The sequence below is a fragment of the Kitasatospora sp. NPDC096140 genome (genome assembly GCF_040303045.1).
Lineage (GTDB): Bacteria > Actinomycetota > Actinomycetes > Streptomycetales > Streptomycetaceae > Kitasatospora.
In genome coordinates this window covers 137043-155467 of sequence record NZ_JBEOUW010000017.1, presented here as the reverse complement: position 1 = coordinate 155467, position 18425 = coordinate 137043, and the positions used below count along the sequence as shown (strand labels likewise).

The window sequence follows — 18425 nt, the reverse complement described above, 5'->3', positions numbered from 1 at the left end:
GTCGGGAACGTCAGGCCGACAGGTGGCGCGCGAGTTCCGCGACCGTGGGGTGGAGCTGGACGTCGACCGGCTTGAGCGGGAGGCCGAGTTCGCGCTTGATCCGGAAGGCGATCTGCACGGCCCGGACGGAGTCCCCGCCGAGGTCGAAGAAGTCGTCCTCCGCGCCGACGCGCTCCACCTTGAGGATCTCCGCCCACACGCGGGCCAGGGCCTCCTCCAGCGGGGTGTGCGGCGCCACGTGCCCGGCCGCGGCGGCGGAGCGGACGGGTACGGGCAGCGCGGCGCGGTCCACCTTGCCGCTCGGCGACAGCGGCAGCGCGTCCAGCACCACCACCGCGGACGGCACCAGGGACGCCGGCAGCCGGCGGCCCAGCCAGGCGCGCACCTCGTCGGCCGAGACCGCGGCGGAGGCGGCCGGGACGACGTACCCCACCAGCCGGCGCTCCGCGCCCTCGCCGAGCGCGGCGGCGGCACCGGCGGCGACCCCGGGGTGCGCCCGCAGGTGCGCCTCGACCTCGCCGAGCTCGATCCGCAGACCGCGGACCTTCACCTGGTCGTCGGTGCGCCCCAGGTATTCGAGCTCGCCGGCGGGCGTCCACCGGGCCACGTCGCCGGTCCGGTACAGGCGTGCCCCGGGCGCGTCGCCGGTCGGGTCGGGCACGAAGCGCTCGGCGGTCAGCGCGGGGCGGCCGAGGTAGCCGCGGGCCACGCCGACGCCGCCGATGCAGAGCTCCCCGCGGACACCGGGCGGCACCGGCCGGCCCGCCCCGTCCAGGACGTGGGCGACGGCGCCGGGAACGGCCCGGCCGATCAGGACGTCGCCCTCCGCGGCGCAGCGGTGGGCGGTCGCGTAGACGGTGGCCTCGGTCGGGCCGTAGGCGTTGACCAGCTCGGCCGCCGCGGCCCAGCGCGCGGCCAGGGGCGCCGGGAGCGCCTCGCCCGCCACGACGACCCGGCGCAGCGCGGGCAGGTCGCCGGGGTCCAGGCCGGCCAGGACGCTCGGCGGCATCGACAGGACGGTCGGCCGGTGCGCGCGGATCGCCGCGACCAGCCCCTCGCCGACGCGGTCGGCCCCGCCGGGGGAGACGACGAAGGTGGCGCCGGTGGTGAGGGCGGACACCAGGTCGGCGACGGACACGTCGAAGCTCAGCGACGCGAACTGGAGGAGCCGGTCGTCCGGGCGCAGGGCCATGACCTCGTCCGTGACGGCCACCAGGTTGTCCAGCGACCGCCAGTCGACCTCGACCCCCTTGGGCGTGCCGGTGGAGCCCGAGGTGTAGATGACGTAGGCGAGTTCGGCGCCCTCGGGGCGGACGGTTCCGCCGAGGTCGGCGTTCGGCGCCTGGTCGGCGTTCCCCGCCCTGCTGGTGACGAGCGTGCGCCAGGGGCCGTCCGGGACGCGGCCGGTGGTGCCCGGGTCGGTGAGGACGAGCGGGACGTCCGCGTCCTTGAGGACGAACTCGATCCGGCTCGCCGGGTGGTCGGGGTCGATCGGGACGTGGGCGGCGCCGAGGCGCCACACGGCGAGGACGGCGGCGACCATGTCCGCGCCGCGGCCGAGGCAGAGCCCGACGCGGTCGCCGCGCCCGGTCCCGGCCCCGGCGAGCAGGGTGGCCAGCCGGGCCGCGCGTTCGTCGAGCCCGCGGTAGGTCAGCCGTCCGCCCGACGCGTCGGCGACGGCGGTGGCGTCGCCGTTCGCCGCGACCTGGGCCGCGAACCGGGCCAGGACGCCCTGCGGCGCGGGGGGCGCGGTGCGTGCCGCGGCCGGGGCCGCGGCCGGTCCGGCGAGCTCCCCCTCCGGGTCGGTGACCAGGGCCTCGACGGCCCGGACGTGCTGCCCGGCGATCTCCTCGACCTGGGCCGGGGTCAGCCGGTGGGCGTCGTAGTCGATGCACAGCTGCAGGCCGTCGGTCAGCGGGTTGCGGAAGAACGTGACGGTGAGCGGGACGTCGGCCGGCTCCACCCGGCGGCTGGCGGTCAGTTCGCCCAGGCCGCTGAGCAGGTCCGCGTGCGCGCCGTCGCCCATGGTGTCGCGCATGACGTGGAAGTTGTTGAAGGTGAAGTTGGTGGTGAACAGGTCGCGTCCGCCGGCGAGTTGCCGGATCCGGGCCAATGGCATCCGGCGGTGGGGCAGGATCCCGGCCTCCGCCTCGAAGACCCGGCGGACCAGGTCGGACCGGCGCCCGCCGCCCACCGCGAGCCGGAACGGGACGGTGTTGAGGAACAGCCCGCGGGCCTCCGTCCCGCCGGTCTCCTCCAGCCGGCCGTTGAGCGTGACGCCGCAGCAGACGTCGTCGAGGCCGGTCTGCGCCGCGATCACCTGGAGGTGCGCGGCGAGCAGGACGGTCTTCTCCGGTACGCCGAGGCGCCTGGCGAGCGCCCCGACCCGCGGACCGAGGCCGGCCGGCAGGTGCGCGTCGCGCCAGCCGTACCCGTCGACCACGCCGCTGGCGCCGTCGCCGCGCAGGGCCTGCCCGGCGGGCCGGGGCGCCTGTTCGGCGAGCGCGGGGAGCTGCGGCAGGGTGTGCCCGGCGAGCGTCTCGGACCAGAACCGCCCGGCCTCGGGCGAGGCGGACGCGCGCTGCTCCAGGGCGACGAAGTCGCGGTAGGCCGAGGCCGGGGGCGGGAGTTCGGCCGGGCCCGCGCCGTCCAGGAGCCGGGTGTAGTGCAGGAGGATCTCGGTGATCGTCGACCACAGGCTCCAGCCGTCGAGGATGGAGTGGTGCTCGACCAGCGTCCACTGGAAGCTGTCGTCGGTGAGCACCTGGACGCCCAGGCGCAGCATCGGCGGCCGCTCCAGGTCGAACGGGCGGCGCTCCCGCTCCAGCAGCTCGTCGACGGCCCGGTCCTGCTCGGCCGGGTTCAGCGCCCGCAGGTCCTCGACGACGAGCGGCACGTCGGCCTCGCGGTGGACGAGCTGCAGCGGCTCGTCGTAGCCCGTCAGGTCGAAGCCGGTCCGCAGGACGGGGTGCCGGGCGACCACGGCCCGGACGGCGCGGCGGAACGCCTCCTCGTCGAACCGGTACGGCAGGCGGTAGCTCGCCGCGTTGACGTAGGGCAGCGCCTGCAGGTCGGACGCCATGTGGTAGATCATTCCGACCTGGAGGGCCGTCATGGGGTAGGCGTCGTCGAGGTCGGCTCCGGGGCCGTCGGCGATCCGGGCCCGGTCGGCCGCGGAGAGCAGCCCGAAGGGCTCGGTGCGCGCGCGGTCGCCGGCCGTGTCGGCGGCGGCGGCGAGGTCGGCGAGGGTGCGGTGCCGGTAGATCTGGGCGACGGCGATGCCGAGTCCGCGCCCGCGGGCGAGGGCGGCCACCTGCACGGCGCGGATGGAGTCGCCGCCGAGGTCGAAGAAGCCGTCATCGGCGCCGACCCGCTCGACCCGGAGGACCTCGGCCCAGACCTCGGCGAGGACCTCCTCGGCCGGGGTGCGCGGTGCCACGTAGGAGGCGGCGTCGCCGGAGACGTCCGGTGCGGGCAGGGCGGCGCGGTCGACCTTGCCGTTGCGGGTCAGCGGCAGGGCGTCCAGGACGACGACCGCGGCGGGGACCATGTGGGCGGGCAGGTGGGCGGCGGCGAAGTCGCGCAGCGCGCGGGAGTCGGTTCCGTCGGGGCAGGCCGCGTAGGCGACGAGCCGGCGGTCGCCGGGGGTGTCCTCGCGGACGACCGCGGTGGCGCCGCGGACGGACGGGTGTCGGCCGATCGCGGCCGCCACTTCGCCGAGTTCGATCCGGAAGCCGCGGATCTTCACCTGGTCGTCGTTGCGGCCGAGGTATTCGAGTTCGCCGCGGGCGTTCCAGCGGGCGAGGTCGCCGCTGCGGTACAGACGGGCGCCGGGCACGCCGCCGAACGGGTCCGGGACGAAGCGCTGGGCGGTGAGGTCCGGGCGTCCGAGGTAGCCGCGGGCCACGGCCTCGCCGCCGACGTACAGTTCGCCCTGCACGCCGACCGGTACCGGCTCGCCGTGGGCGTCCAGGACGAGCGCCCGGTAGCCCGGAAGGGCACGGCCGATCGGGCTGCTGCCGGTCTCGATCCGCTCCTCGTCCAGGACCTGCCAGGTGACGTGCACGGTGGTCTCGGTGATGCCGTACATGTTGACGAGGACGGGGTGGCCGGGCCGCCGTCGGCGCCACCAGGTGCGGACCGCGGCCGGGTCGAGCGCCTCGCCGCCGAACACGACCAGGCGCAGGCTCGGTTCGGCCTCCGGGCGGCGTTCCGCCTCGGCCGCGAGCTGGCGGAACGCGGACGGCGTCTGGTTCAGGACGGTGACGCGCTCGCGGACCAGCAGGTCGAGAAAGGCCGCCGGGTCGCGTGTCACGTCGCGCGGGACGACCACCAGGCGCCCGCCGTGGGCGAGGGCGCCCCAGATCTCCCAGACCGAGAAGTCGAAGGCGACCGAGTGGAACAGCGACCAGACGTCGGTGTCGCGCAGGCCGACGGTCTGCTCCCCGGCGTCCAGCAGCGCGGCCAGGTTGCCGTGGGTGACCTCGACGCCCTTCGGCCGGCCGGTGGAGCCCGAGGTGTAGATGACGTAGGCGGGTTCGCCGGGCTCCGGGCGGACGGCTCCGGGGTGGACGGCTCCCGGCCGGGGGTCGTCCGGCGCCGCGGTGGTGAGGAGCGTGCGCCGGCCGCCGGCGGGGACCCGGCCGACGGTGTCCGGATCGGCGAGGACGAGCCGGACCCCGGCGTCGTCGAGGACGTAGGCGATCCGGTCCGCGGGGTTGTCGGGGTCGACGGGGACGTAGGCGGCGCCGAGGCGCCAGGCGGCGAGGACGGCGGCGACCATGTCGGCGCCGCGGCCGAGGCACAGCCCGACGCGGTCCCCGCGCCCGACCCCGGCCCCGGCGAGCAGCGCGGCGAGCCGGGCGGCGCGCTCGTCGAGCCCGCGGTAGGTCAGCCGTGCGCCGGTGCCGTCGGTGACCGCGACGCGGTCACCGGCCGCCGCGACCTGCGCGGCGAACCGCTCCGGCGCCGACGGCCGCACCCGCGGCGCCGGAGCCGTCCCGACGAGCTGCGCCCGCTCCTCGGCCGACAGCAGTTCGGCCCGCGCCACGGGTGCGTCCGGCTCGGCCAGGAGGGCTGCGAGCAGCCGGCGCCAGTGCCCGACCAGGCGCTCGACCAGCTCCGCGTCGATCAGCTCGGTCCGGTGTTCGACCTCGATCTCGATCCGCTCGCCGTCGTCGTTGACGTTCCAGGTGAGGTCGAACTTGGCGGTCGCGGTGTTCACCGGGACGTGGGCGGTCTCCAGCCCCGCCATCGGGGGCGCCGCGTGGCCGCGGGCGTAGCCGAACAGGATCCGGAACAGCGGCGAGCCGTCCCGGTCGGTGCCGAGCCGCCGGGCGAGGTCCTCCAGGGCGACGTCCTGGTGCTCCAGGGCGTCGATGAACGCGTCCCGGGCGGTGTCGAGCAGCCCGGTGAAGTCGGTGCCGGGGCGGGCGGCGATCCGCAGCGGGACCACCTTGACCAGACAGTCCACCAGCCGGTCCGTCCGCGGATCGTCCCGGCCCGCCAGCGACGTCCCGATGACGAGGTCCGGCTGCCCGCTGTAGCGGGTGAGCAGCGCGGCGAACCCGGCGAGGAGCGTCACGGCGGGGCTCACCCGGTGGGTGCGGCCGAAGGCGCGCACGGCGGCGCAGAGCGAGTCGGGCAGGGTGAACCGGGACGTCGTGCCCCGGTTGGTGCGAGCCGTCGCCCGGCGGCCGGAGCCGAACAGCTCCGTCGCAGCGGGGGCGTCGCGCAGCGTCCGCTCCCAGAAGGCGAGGTTCTCCTCGGCCGTGGCGGCGTCGAGCGGCCGGAGCTCGGGCTCCCGCGGCGCCTCGTCGGGTCCGGGCGTGCGGTCCGCGCCGGGCCGGTAGTGGGCGGCGAGGTCCTCCAGCAGGACGTCCACCGACCAGCCGTCGCTCACGAGGTGGTGGGACACCAGCAGCAGGAAGCACTCGTCCTCGGCGTACCGCAGGACGGTCACCCGCAGCAGGGCGTCGCCGTCGACGGCGAAGGGACGCGCGATCTCCTCGGCCATGGCCCGCCGGGCCGCCGCCTCGCCGGTCAGCCGGAGCTCGCGGACGGGGACGTCGCCGTGGTCGAGGACGGTTCGGCGGGGGAGTCCGGCGACGGAGGAGAACCTCGTCCGCAGCGCGCGGTGGCGGCGCACGAGCGCCGCGACGGCGTCCCGCAGCCCGTCCGCGGACAGCTCGCCCCGCAGGCGCAGCGCGACCGGCACGTTGTACACCGGCTGCCCCGGGTTGACCTGCTCGGCCAGCCAGATGCTCTGCTGGGTCGGCGACACGGGTAGCGAGTGGGTCGAGTGGGTCATGACGCCGCACCTCTTTCCTGATCGGCGGTCTGCCGCTGCCGGTGCTCGTCCGCCCGCGCCAGCCGGATGACCCTGACGGTCCTGTGCAGGCTCGGCAGGTCGGGCTCGTGCGCCTCGATGTGCGCCGCCAGCGCGGCGACCGTCCCGTCGACCAGCAGGACGCGCAGCGGCACCGTGACGGACAGTTCGCGCCGCAGCCGCGCCACGATCCGGGTCGCGGTCAGCGAGTAGCCGCCGAGCGCGAAGAAGTCCTGGTCGGCGCCGACGGCCTCCACGCCCAGCTCGTCGGCCCAGATGTCGGCCAGGACGGTTTCGAGGGCCGCGCGCCGCCCGGAGGCCGGGGCCGGACCGGCGGCCGGGTCCTCGTGGGTCGGGGCCTCGCCGAGCGGGGCCCCGTTGAGCGGGGCCCCGGCGGCCCGGTCCGGCGCGGCCGGCTCCCCGGCGGGCAGCCACCCGTCGGCCGGCAGTTCCGGATCCCGCACCACGGCCGCGAGGAGCGACAGGTAGTGCTCGACGAACCGGGCGATGTGCGCGGCGTCGTAGCGGTCGGCCCGGTACTCGACGTTGCCGATGGTCCCCGAGGCGGTGGACTCCAGCGTCACCATCAGCCCGAACTTCGCCGAGCGGACCCGGACGGGCACCTCCTCGGCCTCGGCCCCCGGGAGCACGAGCCGCACCGGGTCGACGTTCAGCAGCTCGAAGATGACCGAGGTCAGCGGCGAGCCCGGGGCGCCGTGGGCCCGCCGCTCCCGCAGGGCGGTCTCCAGCGGGTAGTCCTGGTGCGCGTAGGCGTCGATGACCGTGGTCCGGGCGCGGTCCAGGAGCTCGCGGAACGGGAGCCCGGCGGCCAGCCCGGTGCGCAGCTGCACGAGGTTGACGAACGAGCCGACCGTCGTTTCGAGTTGCGGGTGGTTGCGGCCGGCGACGGAGGTGCCGACGGTGAGGTCGTACCCGCCCGAGTAGCGGTGCAGCAGACCGAGGAAGGCGGCGTACAGCACCATGAACGGGGTGGTGCCGCTGCGCCGGCCGAGCGCCTCGACCTCGCCGAGCAGCCCGGCGGGTATCTCGAAGCGGTGGCAGCCGCTGCGCAGGCCGGGGCCCGCGTCGGAGCGGTGCAGCGCCGTCAGGTCCACCTCGGGGGCGGTGACCACGCCCTCCCGCCAGTGGTCCTGCAGCGCGGGCAGCCGTTCGGCCAGCACGCCGCGGTGCCAGGCCGCGTAGTCCAGGTAGCCGGTGCGCGGCCCGTCGTCCGGTGCGCCCGCCCGGCCGGCGTACAGCGCGCCGAGCTCGTCGACGAGGTGGGCCAGCGACCACTGGTCGCAGACGATGTGGTGGACGACGAGGACGAAGGCCCAGTCGTCCTCGGCCAGGCGCACGAGCACCGCGCGCAGCGCGTTCTCGGCCAGGTCGAAGGGCGCGTTGACGGTGCGGTCGAGCAGCGCGGCGAGGGCCGCCTCGTCGTGGCCGGGCAGTTCGACGGTCTCGAAGGGGGCCGCCGGGTCCGGCGCGAGGCTCTGGACGGGGCCGGCGTCCGACTCGGTGATCCGCAGCCGCAGTGCCTCGTGCCGCCGTACCAGCTCGTCCAGGGCCCGGCGCAGCGCGTCCGGGTCCACCGTGCCGCGCAGCCGCCAGTACAGCGGGAAGTTGTACTGCGCCGCGTCGGGGTTGAGCTGTTCGGCGAGCCAGATCCCGGTCTGCGCGGAGCTGAGCGGGTGGGCGCCGCCGGCCGGTGCGGTCGGGATCGGCCGCACCGTCGAGGGCGCGGCCCGGTCGATCCGGTCGGCGAGCGCGGCGAGCGTGGGGTGGTGGAAGAGGTCCTCCACGGTGAGCTCGACGCCGAAGAGGGTGCCCGCCCGCATGGCCACCCGGGCGGCCAGCAGGGAGTGCCCGCCGAGGGCGAAGAAGTCGGACTCGGCGTCGATCTCGGCGGGGGAGACGTCCAGCACCTCGGCCCACACGGCCGTCAGGAGGCCCTCGGTGGTGGTCGGTTCGGGGCTGCCGGGCGTCGCCGGGGAGGCCTGCGCCGGCTCCGGGGCCGCGTCCTCCTCGACGTCGAGCAGGGGCAGGTCCGGCGACTCCAGGAGCGCGGCCAGCACCTGCCGGACGTCGCCGCAGAAGGCCGTCACGGCGGCGGGGTCGTAGAGGTCGCGGTCGAACTCGCAGCCGGCCTCCTTGCGGTCCGGGTCGAGGACGAGCACCACGTCCCGGTCGGCGAGCTGCGGTGCGATGCCCCGCCACTCCTCGGCCGGGCGACCGAACAGCACCGCGACACCGGAGCGCCCGGCGGACCCCGACCCGGCTCCGGGCTCGGTGTCCAGCGCGGTTTCGAGCTCGGCGTCCAGCCGGCCGAGGGTCACCGTCGCGGCGGCCCGGCCGCCCGACTCGACCTCGACGTCCAGGAGTCGGGCCGGTCCGAAGGCGGTGCCGACGGCGAGCGCGGTGCGGCCGCGGCGGTGGCGGGCGGCCAGTGCGGCGGCGACCGCGGCGACCGCCACCGTCTGCGGCTCGACCCCGTACCGGGCGGAGACCTCGGAGAGGCACTCGGCGAAGGCGGCGCCGTCGAGGCCGACCGTCGCACGCCGGAACTGCGGCACCGGCGGGCGCGGCCGGTCGGGCGGCAGCGTCGCGTGCCCGGCCGGCCGGCCGGGCCGGAAGGGGCTAGCCGACATCGGCGATCGACTCCTCGGCGTCCTTGACGATGACGGTGCGGCCGAGGACGAGGGCGTCCAGCTTCGAGCGCAGGAAGGTGCGCAGCGCCTCCTGCGGGGTCGCGATGATCGGCTGGCCGCGCAGGTTGAAGGAGGTGTTCAGCACCACCGGCGTGCCGGTGCGCCGGCCGAAGGCGCCGATCAGCTCGAAGAACCGCGGGTTGCTCGCGGGGTGGAGCACCTGGACGCGGGCACTGCCGTCGACGTGGGTCACCGCGCCGAGGTTGTCGCGCTGCTCGGCGCGGGTCTGCGTCACGAACAGCATGTGGGCGTACCGGGATTCGGTGCCCGGGTCGATCTCGAAGTACTCGCCGGCGTCCTGGACGCGGACCACCGGCGCGAACGGCCGGAAGCTCTCGCGCTCCTTGACCACCTCGTTCAGGCGGTCGCGCATCGCCTCGGTGCGCGGATCGGCGATGATGCTGCGGTTGCCGAGCGCGCGGGGGCCGAACTCCATCCGGCCCTGGACCCACGCGGTGATGTTGCCGTCGGCCAGCAGCTGCGCGACCCGTTCGGCGAGTTCGGCGTCGGTGGCGTACTCCTCGACGGTGCAGCCCTCCGGCTCGCCGACCGCCGCCGCCAGCTCCTCGTCCGAGAACCCGGGCCCCCAGTACGGCATGGACATCCGCCCGGCCCGCGAGGCCCCGGCGGCGTCCGCCGCGAGCGCCGCACCGATCGCGGTGCCGTCGTCGCTGGACGCCGGTTGGACGAAGACGTCGTCGAACAGGCGGCTGCGCGAGACCAGGCCGTTGAGCGTGCAGTTCAGCGCGACACCGCCGGCCAGGCAGAGCCGGGACAGGCCGGTGCGCTCGCGGGCCGCGCGCAGGACGTGCAGCATCGCCTGCTCGGTGATCGCCTGCAGGCCCGCGGCGATGTCGGCGTGGTCCTGGGTCGAGGGCTGCCCCGGCAGCCGGGCCGGGCCGAGCACGGCCGCCAGCTCGCGCAGGACGCCCTCGTGGGTCTCGTGCTCGAAGGCCGTGCGGTCCCGGGCCAGCACGGGGACGGTGTACGTGCCGTCCTCCCGCAGCCGCACCATCGCGGCGAAGCGGTCGTAGTAGCGCTGCGGGTCGCCGTAGGGCGCCAGGCCCATCACCTTGTACTCGTCCATGAAGGGCACGAAGCCGAGGTGGTGGGTGACCAGGCTGTAGAGGATCCCGACCGAGTGCATGGCCGGGATGGTGCTCAGCACCTCGATGGACTCGCCCCGGCCGACCGCGACGGTCAGGCTCTCCGACTCGCCCATCCCGTCGCTCACCACGATCAGCGACTCCTCGAACCCGCTGGGGTAGAAGGTGCTGGCGGCGTGGGCCAGGTGGTGCGGGACGGGCCGGAAGCGGTCGTCCCAGGGGCGGCCGGGCAGGAACTTCCCGGCCAGCGCGAGCTGCGACTCCGTCGAGTACACCTCGCGGAACCGGGCCGCGGAATGCGGGCTCCCGAAGCTGTCGGCCGGCTCCCCGTAGGCGAAGCCGTGCGCCAGGACGTCGATGTCGTCGGGCCCCAGACCGGCTTGCGCCAGGCAGAACTCGATCGCGTTGACGGGGAACGACCCGGTGGTCTTCTCGCCGGTGAACCGCTCCTCCGCGGCGGCGGCCACGACCTCGCCGTCGATCACCAGGGCCGCCGCCGAGTCGTAGCCCTGGGCGAACCTGTGCAGCCGGGGATCGAGCCCGGGGAAGGCCTCCCGCTTGAATTCCAGACCGCCGTTCAGCCCGCTGTAGCCGAGGACGCGCATAGTCTCCAACCTCACCGTCGATGCCGCGCGGAATTGTTCGGTCCTCACGCTAGGCCGGGAGATCCCCGCACGTCGCCGCCCGTAGGTCGGGACCTGACCTGTACTTCGGTAGGGCCGGAATTCCGGTCGAAAGGACGAGCGGTGAAGCGTTGACCCGTGCGCGACGCCGCTCCTAATGTGACCGGCGGACATATCGAAGGAGCAGCGGATTCCGTCAGGATTCGCGTGAGCGACCGGGTGATAGGAGCCTGAGCTCGATGTGCGGAATAGCCGGGGTTTACGGACTCGACGACCCGGCCGGCCTGGACCCCGACGTCCTGACGGCCATGACCGACGCGCTGGTGCACCGGGGCCCAGACGCGCACGCCACCTGTGAGACCGGAGCGTTCACCGCCGGGTTCCGCCGGCTCTCGCTGGTCGACCTGGCCGGCGGAGGGCAGCCCCACGCCACCCCGGATTCCTCGGTCGTCTCGGTGTGCAACGGCGAGATATTCAACCACCGGAGCCTGCGGGAAGAACTCCGGCGAAAAGGCCACCGATTCCGTTCCGAATCGGACACGGAAGTGCTCGTCCACCTCTACGAGGAATACGGCACCGCACTCGTGGAACACCTGGACGGGCAGTTCGCCTTCGCCCTCCACGACCGGCGCGAAGACCGCCTGGTGCTCGCCCGCGACCATTGCGGAGTCCTTCCGCTGTTCTACACCGTGGTGGCCGGCCGGATCGTCTTCGCCTCGGAGATCAAGAGCATTCTCAAGCACCCGTTGGTGGAACGCCGGGTCGACCTGCGCGGGCTCGACCAGGTGCTCTCGCTGCCCGGACTGGTGAGCCCCCGGACGATGTTCGAGGGCATCCGCTCGCTGCGCCCCGGCGAACGGCTCGTCGCGGACCGCTCGGGGTACCGCACCGAGCGCTACTGGGACCTCGACTACCCGCTCTGGGACGACGGGGCGCGCCACCGGGACGCCGCCGCGCTCGCCGACCCGCGGGTGCTCGACGGCTACGCCGACCGGACCAGGGACCTGCTCGAAGCCGCCGTCCGCTCCCGCTCGGTCGCGGACGTCCCCGTCGGGATGTACCTCAGCGGCGGCCTCGACTCCAGCCTGATCGGCGGGCTCATGGCCGCCGAACGCCCCGACCACCCGTGGCCCAGCTACGCGGTGACCTTCCCCGGCAGCAGCATCGACGAGGCCCGCTTCCAGCGGCTGGTGGCCGGCAAGATCGGCACCCGGCACCACGAGGTGCCGGTGGACGCCGCGGACACCGCCGGCCTGCTCACCGGCATGGTCCGGCACGCCGAGACCCCGGTGAAGGAGTCCTACAACGTCTGCTCGATGCTGCTGGCCCGCAAGGTGCGCGCCACCGGCACGGTCGCGGTGCTCAGCGGCGAGGGCGCCGACGAACTGTTCGGCGGCTACCCGGGCTACCTGTTCGACACCGGGGGCCCGGGCCGCGGGCCGGGCGACCTCCTGGAGGAGCAGCTCGAACGCGAGGCCGCCCACCGGATGTGGGGCCTGGACCTGCGGTACGAGACCGACCAGCTCCCCGCCCACGACCTGCGCCGCCAGCTCTACAGCGGCCCGCTGGCCGAGGAGTTCGACGGTTTCTCGGTGACCGCCCAGCGCCTCGTCGACCCGGAGCGCCTGATCGGGCGCCACCCGCTGCACCAGCGCTCCTACCTCGACTTCCACCTGCGCCTCGCCGACCACCTGCTCGGCGACCACGGGGACCGGATGGCCATGGCCGGCTCCGTCGAGATGCGCTTCCCGTTCCTGGCCAGGGACGTCGTGCGGCACGCGACGGCGATCCCGCCGTCCCTGATGACGGCCGGCGGCCGGGAGAAGGCCGTGCTGCGCCGCGCGGCCGAGGGACTCGTGCCGCACGAGGTCCTGAACCGCCGCAAGTTCGGCTTCCGCAGCCAGACCAGCACCGAGCTGCTGCTGGCCGGCGACGAGTGGTTCAACGACCTGCTCTCGCCCGCCACCGTGCGCCGGCAGGGCTACTTCGACCCGGCCGTCGTCGCCGAGCTGATCCGCCGGCAGACGTCGGGGGCCCGCACCGTGCACCCGCACCTGGACACGGACTACCTGCTCGTCATCGCGACCTTCGCGATCTTCCTGGAGGAGTTCGGCCTGCCGTGCCTGGGATGACCCGAGAACGCGCCGCCGCGCACGAGGCGGGAGCGGCACACCCGGCGGGACCGGTGCACCCGACGGGCGCCGAGCCCCAGCCGGGCGCGGGGCTGCCGCTGCCGGCCGGCGCCCCCGCAGCCACCGGGGAGCCCGGCACCCGCCGGCCGCTGATCGGGGTGATCGGCGGAATGGGCCCGCTGGCCTCCACCGAACTGCTCAACACGGTGTACGGACTCGAACCGCCCGAGCACGAGCAGCTCGCCGCGCGGATCCTGCTGTGGTCCGACCCGGCCGTGGCCGACCGGACCACGGCCATCCGGTCCGGGACGGTCGACCTCGTCCGCACAGCGCTGGAGGACTCCGTCGACCGCCTGCTCACCGCCGGCGCCGACCGCGTCGTGGTGGCCTGCATCACCGCGCACCCCGCGATCCGGCTGCTGCCGGAGCGGCTGCGCTCCCGCTGCGTCTCCCTGGTCGACCTGGTCTTCGAGCAACTCGCCGAACGCCCCGGCCGGCACCTGGTGCTGTGCACCCGGGGCAGCGTCCTCGCCGGGGTTTTCACCGACCACGAGCGCTGGCCCGAGTTCGCGCACCGCCTGGTCCTGCCCGACGAGGAGGACCAGGAACAGCTGCACGAGCACATCTACCGGCTCAAGCGCAACGCCGACCGGCTCCCGACGATCGACTTCGTCCGCGCGCTGCTGCCCGCGTACGGGGCCGCCGCGTTCGTCGCCGGCTGCACCGAACTGCACCTGGTGACCCGGGCGATCGAGGACCGCGGGCTGACCCGGCAGCTGCCCAGCATCGACCCGATGACCGTCATCGCACAGCGAATCAGGGATGGAGCACTATGACAACGCCGACGGTTCTGCGGCGATGGGCGGACAGCCTGGCCCGCAACAGCTCCCACTGCGCCGTCAAGTCCGGTACCAGAGAAGTGGGTTACCGGGAGCTCGCCGGCCGGGTGGCCGGCTACCAGGCCGCGTTCGAGCAGATCGGCCGGCCCGCCGACCCCGTCCTGGTCTCCTGCGCCGACCCGGTCGAGGTGATCGCCGCCCTCCTCGGCTGCACGGCCGCCGGCCGCACCTTCGCCCCCGTCGACCCCCGCCTGCCCGCCGCCGTGCTCGACGGCGTGCTCGCCGCCCTCCGGCCGGGCGCGGTCGTCGCCGACGCCGCCGGGCGCGCGGCGCTCGCGGGGCGCGAACTGCCCGGCGGCGCCGGGTTCGTCCGCCCCGAGACGCTGGAGCCCCGCGAGTGGTCCGCCGAAGCCTGGCGGCAGGCCGCCCCGGAGGACCGCGGATACGTCTACTTCACCTCCGGGACGACCGGGAGCCCGAAGGGCATCCGCGGCAGCCTCCGGGCCGTCCACCACTTCGTCGACTGGGAGATCGCCGAGTTCGGGATCGGCGAGGGCACCAGGGTCTCCCAGCTGACCTCCCCGGGCTTCGACGCGTTCCTGCGCGACGCCCTCACCCCGCTGTGCGCGGGCGGCACCGTCTGCGTCGACCCGGCCGCCGAGACGCCGGTCGGCGACGGCCTCGCCCGCTGGCTCACCGAGAACGAGGTCGAGGTCCTGCACTGCGTGCCGACCCTCTTCCGCACGCTGCGCTCCGCCGCCCTGACCCCCGACTCCCTCCCGGCCCTGCGGGCCGTGCTGCTCGCCGGCGAGCAGCTCCACCCCTCGGACGTCGCGTGGTGGCGCGGCCTGTTCGGCGGCGGCAAGGAACTGGTCAACCTGTACGGGCCGTCCGAGACGACCATGACGAAGCTCTTCCACCGGACGACCGAGGACGACGCCCGGGCCCGGCTGGTGCCGGTCGGCCGGCCGCTGCCGGGCGTGGCGGCCCGGGTGCTGACCGGGCCCGGCGACCCGCCGGACGCGCTCGGCGAGGTGGAGCTGGAGGTCCCGTACCCGCTCCTCGGGTACCTCGGCGCCGACGAGTGGCCCGGCACCGCCACCACCTACCGCACCGGCGACCTCGGCCGGTTCCGCCCCGACGGGGCGCTGGAGCTGTACGGCCGGCGCGACCAGCAGGTCAAGGTCCACGGCGTGCGCATCGACCTCGGCGGGGTCGAGAACGCCCTGCGCAGCCACCCCGGGGTGCAGGACGCCTGCGCGGCGGCGGTCACCGAGGACGTGTCGACCGCCCTGGTCGCCTACGTGGTGGCCCCGGACGTCCCCGACGCCGAACTGCGCGCGCACGCCGCACAGCGGCTCGCACCCGGCCAGGTGCCCTCGGTGTTCGTCCGCATGGCGGCGATCCCCCGCACGCTCAACGGCAAGGTGGAGCGCCGCTCCCTGCCGCGGGTCCCACTGCAGCGGACGGCGGAGGCGACGGAACCGCCGCAGGGGCCCGAGGAGACCCGGATCGCCGCGATCTGGAGCGAGATCCTCGGCCTGGCGGGCGTCAACCGCGACGACGACTTCACCCTGCTCGGCGGCGACTCCCTGGCGATCGCGCGGCTGATGGACCGGGTCCGCTACGAGTACCGGGTGGACCTCCCGCTGCGCGCCTTCCTCCAGGACCCGACCGTCGCCGGGCTCGCCGCGGCCGTGACGGACCGCACCGCGCGGAGCGGGGCGTGAGCGCCCCCGCGGCGGCGCCGCCCGCGAACGCCGTGCTCCGCGCCCGTCTGACGGGGGAGCTGGACGTCACCGCGCTGTCGGCCGCCGTCGAGGACCTCGTGGCCGCGCGTCCGGAACTCGCGGCGGCGGGGGAGCGGCCGGGCCGGGTCCGGCTGCGCGTCATCGACCTCTCGCGGTCCGCCGGGGAGCAGCAGCGGCGCGTCCTCGCCGACCTGGCGGCCGACGAGGCCGCCCGGCCGGTCGGCGCCGCCGGGCGCCCCCGGCTGCGGGCCTGCCTCGCCGGGCTGGGCGCCGGGGCGTACGAACTCCTGCTCGCACTGGACCGGGAGCGGGCCGACGCGTGGTCCGTCGCGGGGCTGACCCGGGAGCTCGGCGCGGCCTACCGCGCGCGGACGCCGGACGCACCGGCGCCGCCGCCCGCGGCCGGGCCCGTGCCGGGTGCCGGGCCTTCGGATGCCCGGTCGGCGGGTGTCCGGTCCGCGGGTGCCCGGTCGGCGGGTGCCTGGCTGTCGGGTGGGCGGGCGTCCCGTACGGTGCCCGGGCAGCCCGGCGGGGCCACGGCCGAGCGGGTGCTCGCCGCCTTCGCCACGGTGCTCGGCAGGTACGCCGGGACGGACGAGGCCGTGGTGACGGTGCCGGTGCCGGACGAGGCCTTGGTGACGGTGCCGGAGGTGGCCGCGGTGCCGGACGGAGTCGCGGGGACCGCTCCGGACGGCCCGGCGGTCCGGGTGATCCGGCTCGACCTCCCGGGCGACCTGACGTTCGCCCGGCTGGGCGCCGCCGTGCGGACGGCACCGCAGGCCGGCGCGGACGGACCGGCCTTCCCGATCCGCGCCGTGTTCACGCCGCACGGCCTCCCGGCGGCGGCCCTGGACCTACCGGGCATCGCCGCCGAGGTCACCGTCGACGCCCCGCCCGACCCGGAGGGCCGGCTGACCCTGGCCCTGACCGGGCCGGACGAGTTCACCGTCGTCCTCACCGGCACGCTGCCGGGCCGGGTGACGGCCGCGGGCTTCGCGGACCACGTCGTCCGGGCGGTGCGGTTCGGGCTCGACACCCCCGACCGGCCGCTGGCCGAGCTCGACCTCTCCGGCCGCCCCGCCCCGTACCCGGCACCCGCCCCCGCCCCCGCAACCGCCCGGCCGTACCGCGACCACCTGGCCTTCCTGGACGAGGAGTTCACGGCCCGGGTGCGGGAGGCCCCCGAGGCGGTCGCGGTGCGCTCCGACGAGGGCACGCTCGACTACCGGGGGCTCGACCGGTGGAGCCACCGGATCGCCCGTGCCCTCGCTGCCCACGGCGCAGGCCCCGGGCAGGTGGTGGCGCTGCTGCCGGGCGGCGGCGCGGCACAGATCGCGGCCGTCCTCGGCGCGACGCGCACCGGTGCGACCTTCACCTGCCTGAACCCCGCCGACCCGGACGCCCGCCTGCGCGACATCCTGGCCGGCACCGGGGCGGTCTGCGTGCTGGCCGACCCGGCCGCCGCCGCGGCGCACCCCGCGCTGCTCGGGCCGGACGGCCGGTTCGCGGGCCTGCCGGTGCTCCCGCTGGAGCCCGCCCCGGGGGACGACCCGCCGGGCGGGCACGTCGGCTTCCCGGCCCCGCCGGTCGCCGACCACCCGCTGTGCATCGTGCACACCTCGGGGAGCACCGGGACGCCCAAGGGGATCGCGCTGTCGCGGGCCGCGTTCGCGCAGTTCGCCGAGTGGCAGCGGGAGCGGTTCGGGATCGGGCCGGGCAGCCGGGTCGCCCAGTGGGCGCCGCTCACCTACGACGCCGCGTACACCGAGGTGTTCGCGGCGCTCACCGCCGGCGCCGAGCTCTGCCTGCCGCCCGCCGCGGCCCGGCGCGACCCGGTCGCGGTGGTGCGCTGGCTGCGGCAGGAGCGGATCGGGCAGATCCAGACCGTGCCGTCGTTCTTTCGGCTGCTCACCGAGGCGCTGGACGCGCAGGGCGGTGAACTGCCGGACCTGCGGCACGTCCTGATCGCCGGTGAGGTGTTCCCGGTGGACCTGGCGGAGGCCTGGGCGCACCGGGCGGTGCGGCCGGGCCTGCACAACCTGTACGGGCCCACCGAGTGCATCCTCGCCACCCATCACGAACTGCCCCCGGGCGGCGCGTACCCGGCGGGCGTGCCGATCGGCGGGGCGATCCCGGGCCGGGAGGTGCTCGTCCTCGACGGCCTCGGCCGGCCGTGCCCGGTCGGGGTGCCCGGCGAGATCCACCTGCGCAGCCCGTTCCTGGCCGGCTCCTACCACCGCCGGCCCGCCGAGACGGCCGCGGCGTACCTGCCCGACCCCTGGCGGCCGGGCCGGACGCTGTACCGCACCGGCGACCGCGGGTACTGGCGGGCCGACGGCACCCTGGCGTTCACCGGCCGGACCGGCAACCAGGTGAAGATCCGCGGGAACCGGGTCGAACTGGACGAGGTCGAGGCGGTGCTGGAGCAGCAGGCCGGCGTGCGGGAGGCCGCCGCGGCCGTCCGCACCACCGCGTCCGGTGACCCCTGCCTGGTGGGCTACGTGGTGGCCGACCCCGGCGTGTCCGGCGAGGCGCTGCGGCGGCTCGTCGCGGCGCGGCTGCCCGCCCCCGCGGTGCCCGACCTGATCGCGGTGCTGGCCGACCTGCCGCGCACCGCCACCAACAAACGCGATCGTGCGCGGCTGCCCTGGCCCCTGCCGGCACGACGGAGCGACCCGGAAGGCGACGGGTCCTGACGCCCTCCCCGCCCCGGAGGACCCCTCGGCTCCGCAGCCCCGCTGGCCCGCTGGCCCGCGGCCTTGCTGGCTCGCAGCCGATCCGCTGCGCCCGGGCGGGTCGTGGCCGCCGGTTCTGCGGCCGGGCATGACCTTCCGTCACTCCGTACTGCCTTGACGGCAGCCCGACCACCCCTGACCCGCTCCGCGGGCAATCCGATTCCTCCCCGGCCCACGGGCTGGGGTCCCCTTGGAGGCAT

7 protein-coding genes are annotated in these 18425 nt (G+C 75.8%); 4 read left to right on the top strand and 3 right to left on the bottom strand.

What is annotated here, in order from left to right:
- Nucleotides 1–10: 10 nt before the first annotated feature.
- Genes ABT048_RS19870 through ABT048_RS19860 form a run of 3 tightly spaced genes read right to left on the bottom strand, consistent with a single transcriptional unit; the run spans nt 11 to nt 10750 of the window.
- Complete coding sequence (locus ABT048_RS19870) at nt 11–6310, bottom strand: non-ribosomal peptide synthetase (RefSeq protein ID WP_350522720.1); 6300 nt, start codon at nt 6308–6310, stop codon at nt 11–13.
- The gene (locus ABT048_RS19865; RefSeq protein ID WP_350522719.1) at nt 6307–8979 is read right to left on the bottom strand and encodes a condensation domain-containing protein; all 2673 of its coding nucleotides are present in this window, start codon (nt 8977–8979) and stop codon (nt 6307–6309) included. The genes ABT048_RS19870 and ABT048_RS19865 overlap by 4 nt, the downstream gene beginning before the upstream one ends.
- Nucleotides 8969–10750, bottom strand: a complete 1782-nt coding sequence (locus ABT048_RS19860; RefSeq protein ID WP_350522718.1) for a carbamoyltransferase family protein — start codon at nt 10748–10750, stop codon at nt 8969–8971. Before ABT048_RS19860 ends, ABT048_RS19865 begins: the two co-directional genes overlap by 11 nt.
- A gap of 257 nt (nt 10751–11007) precedes the next feature.
- Here ABT048_RS19860 and asnB point away from each other — a divergent pair, with 257 nt between their 5' ends.
- The 4 genes from asnB to ABT048_RS19840 are packed head-to-tail and all read left to right on the top strand — an operon-like array spanning nt 11008 to nt 18186.
- Nucleotides 11008–12900 (top strand): asparagine synthase (glutamine-hydrolyzing), encoded by a 1893-nt coding sequence (gene asnB / locus ABT048_RS19855; RefSeq protein ID WP_350522717.1) that lies wholly within the window; start codon nt 11008–11010, stop codon nt 12898–12900.
- Nucleotides 12897–13736 (top strand): aspartate/glutamate racemase family protein, encoded by an 840-nt coding sequence (locus tag ABT048_RS19850; RefSeq protein WP_350522716.1) that lies wholly within the window; start codon nt 12897–12899, stop codon nt 13734–13736. The genes asnB and ABT048_RS19850 overlap by 4 nt, the downstream gene beginning before the upstream one ends.
- Nucleotides 13733–15469 carry a non-ribosomal peptide synthetase gene (locus tag ABT048_RS19845; RefSeq protein WP_350522715.1) on the top strand — a complete coding sequence of 579 codons (1737 nt, stop codon included), beginning with the start codon at nt 13733–13735 and terminating at the stop codon, nt 15467–15469. The genes ABT048_RS19850 and ABT048_RS19845 overlap by 4 nt, the downstream gene beginning before the upstream one ends.
- Nucleotides 15466–18186 carry a non-ribosomal peptide synthetase gene (locus ABT048_RS19840; RefSeq protein ID WP_350522714.1) on the top strand — a complete coding sequence of 907 codons (2721 nt, stop codon included), beginning with the start codon at nt 15466–15468 and terminating at the stop codon, nt 18184–18186. The genes ABT048_RS19845 and ABT048_RS19840 overlap by 4 nt, the downstream gene beginning before the upstream one ends.
- Nucleotides 18187–18425: the final 239 nt, after the last annotated feature.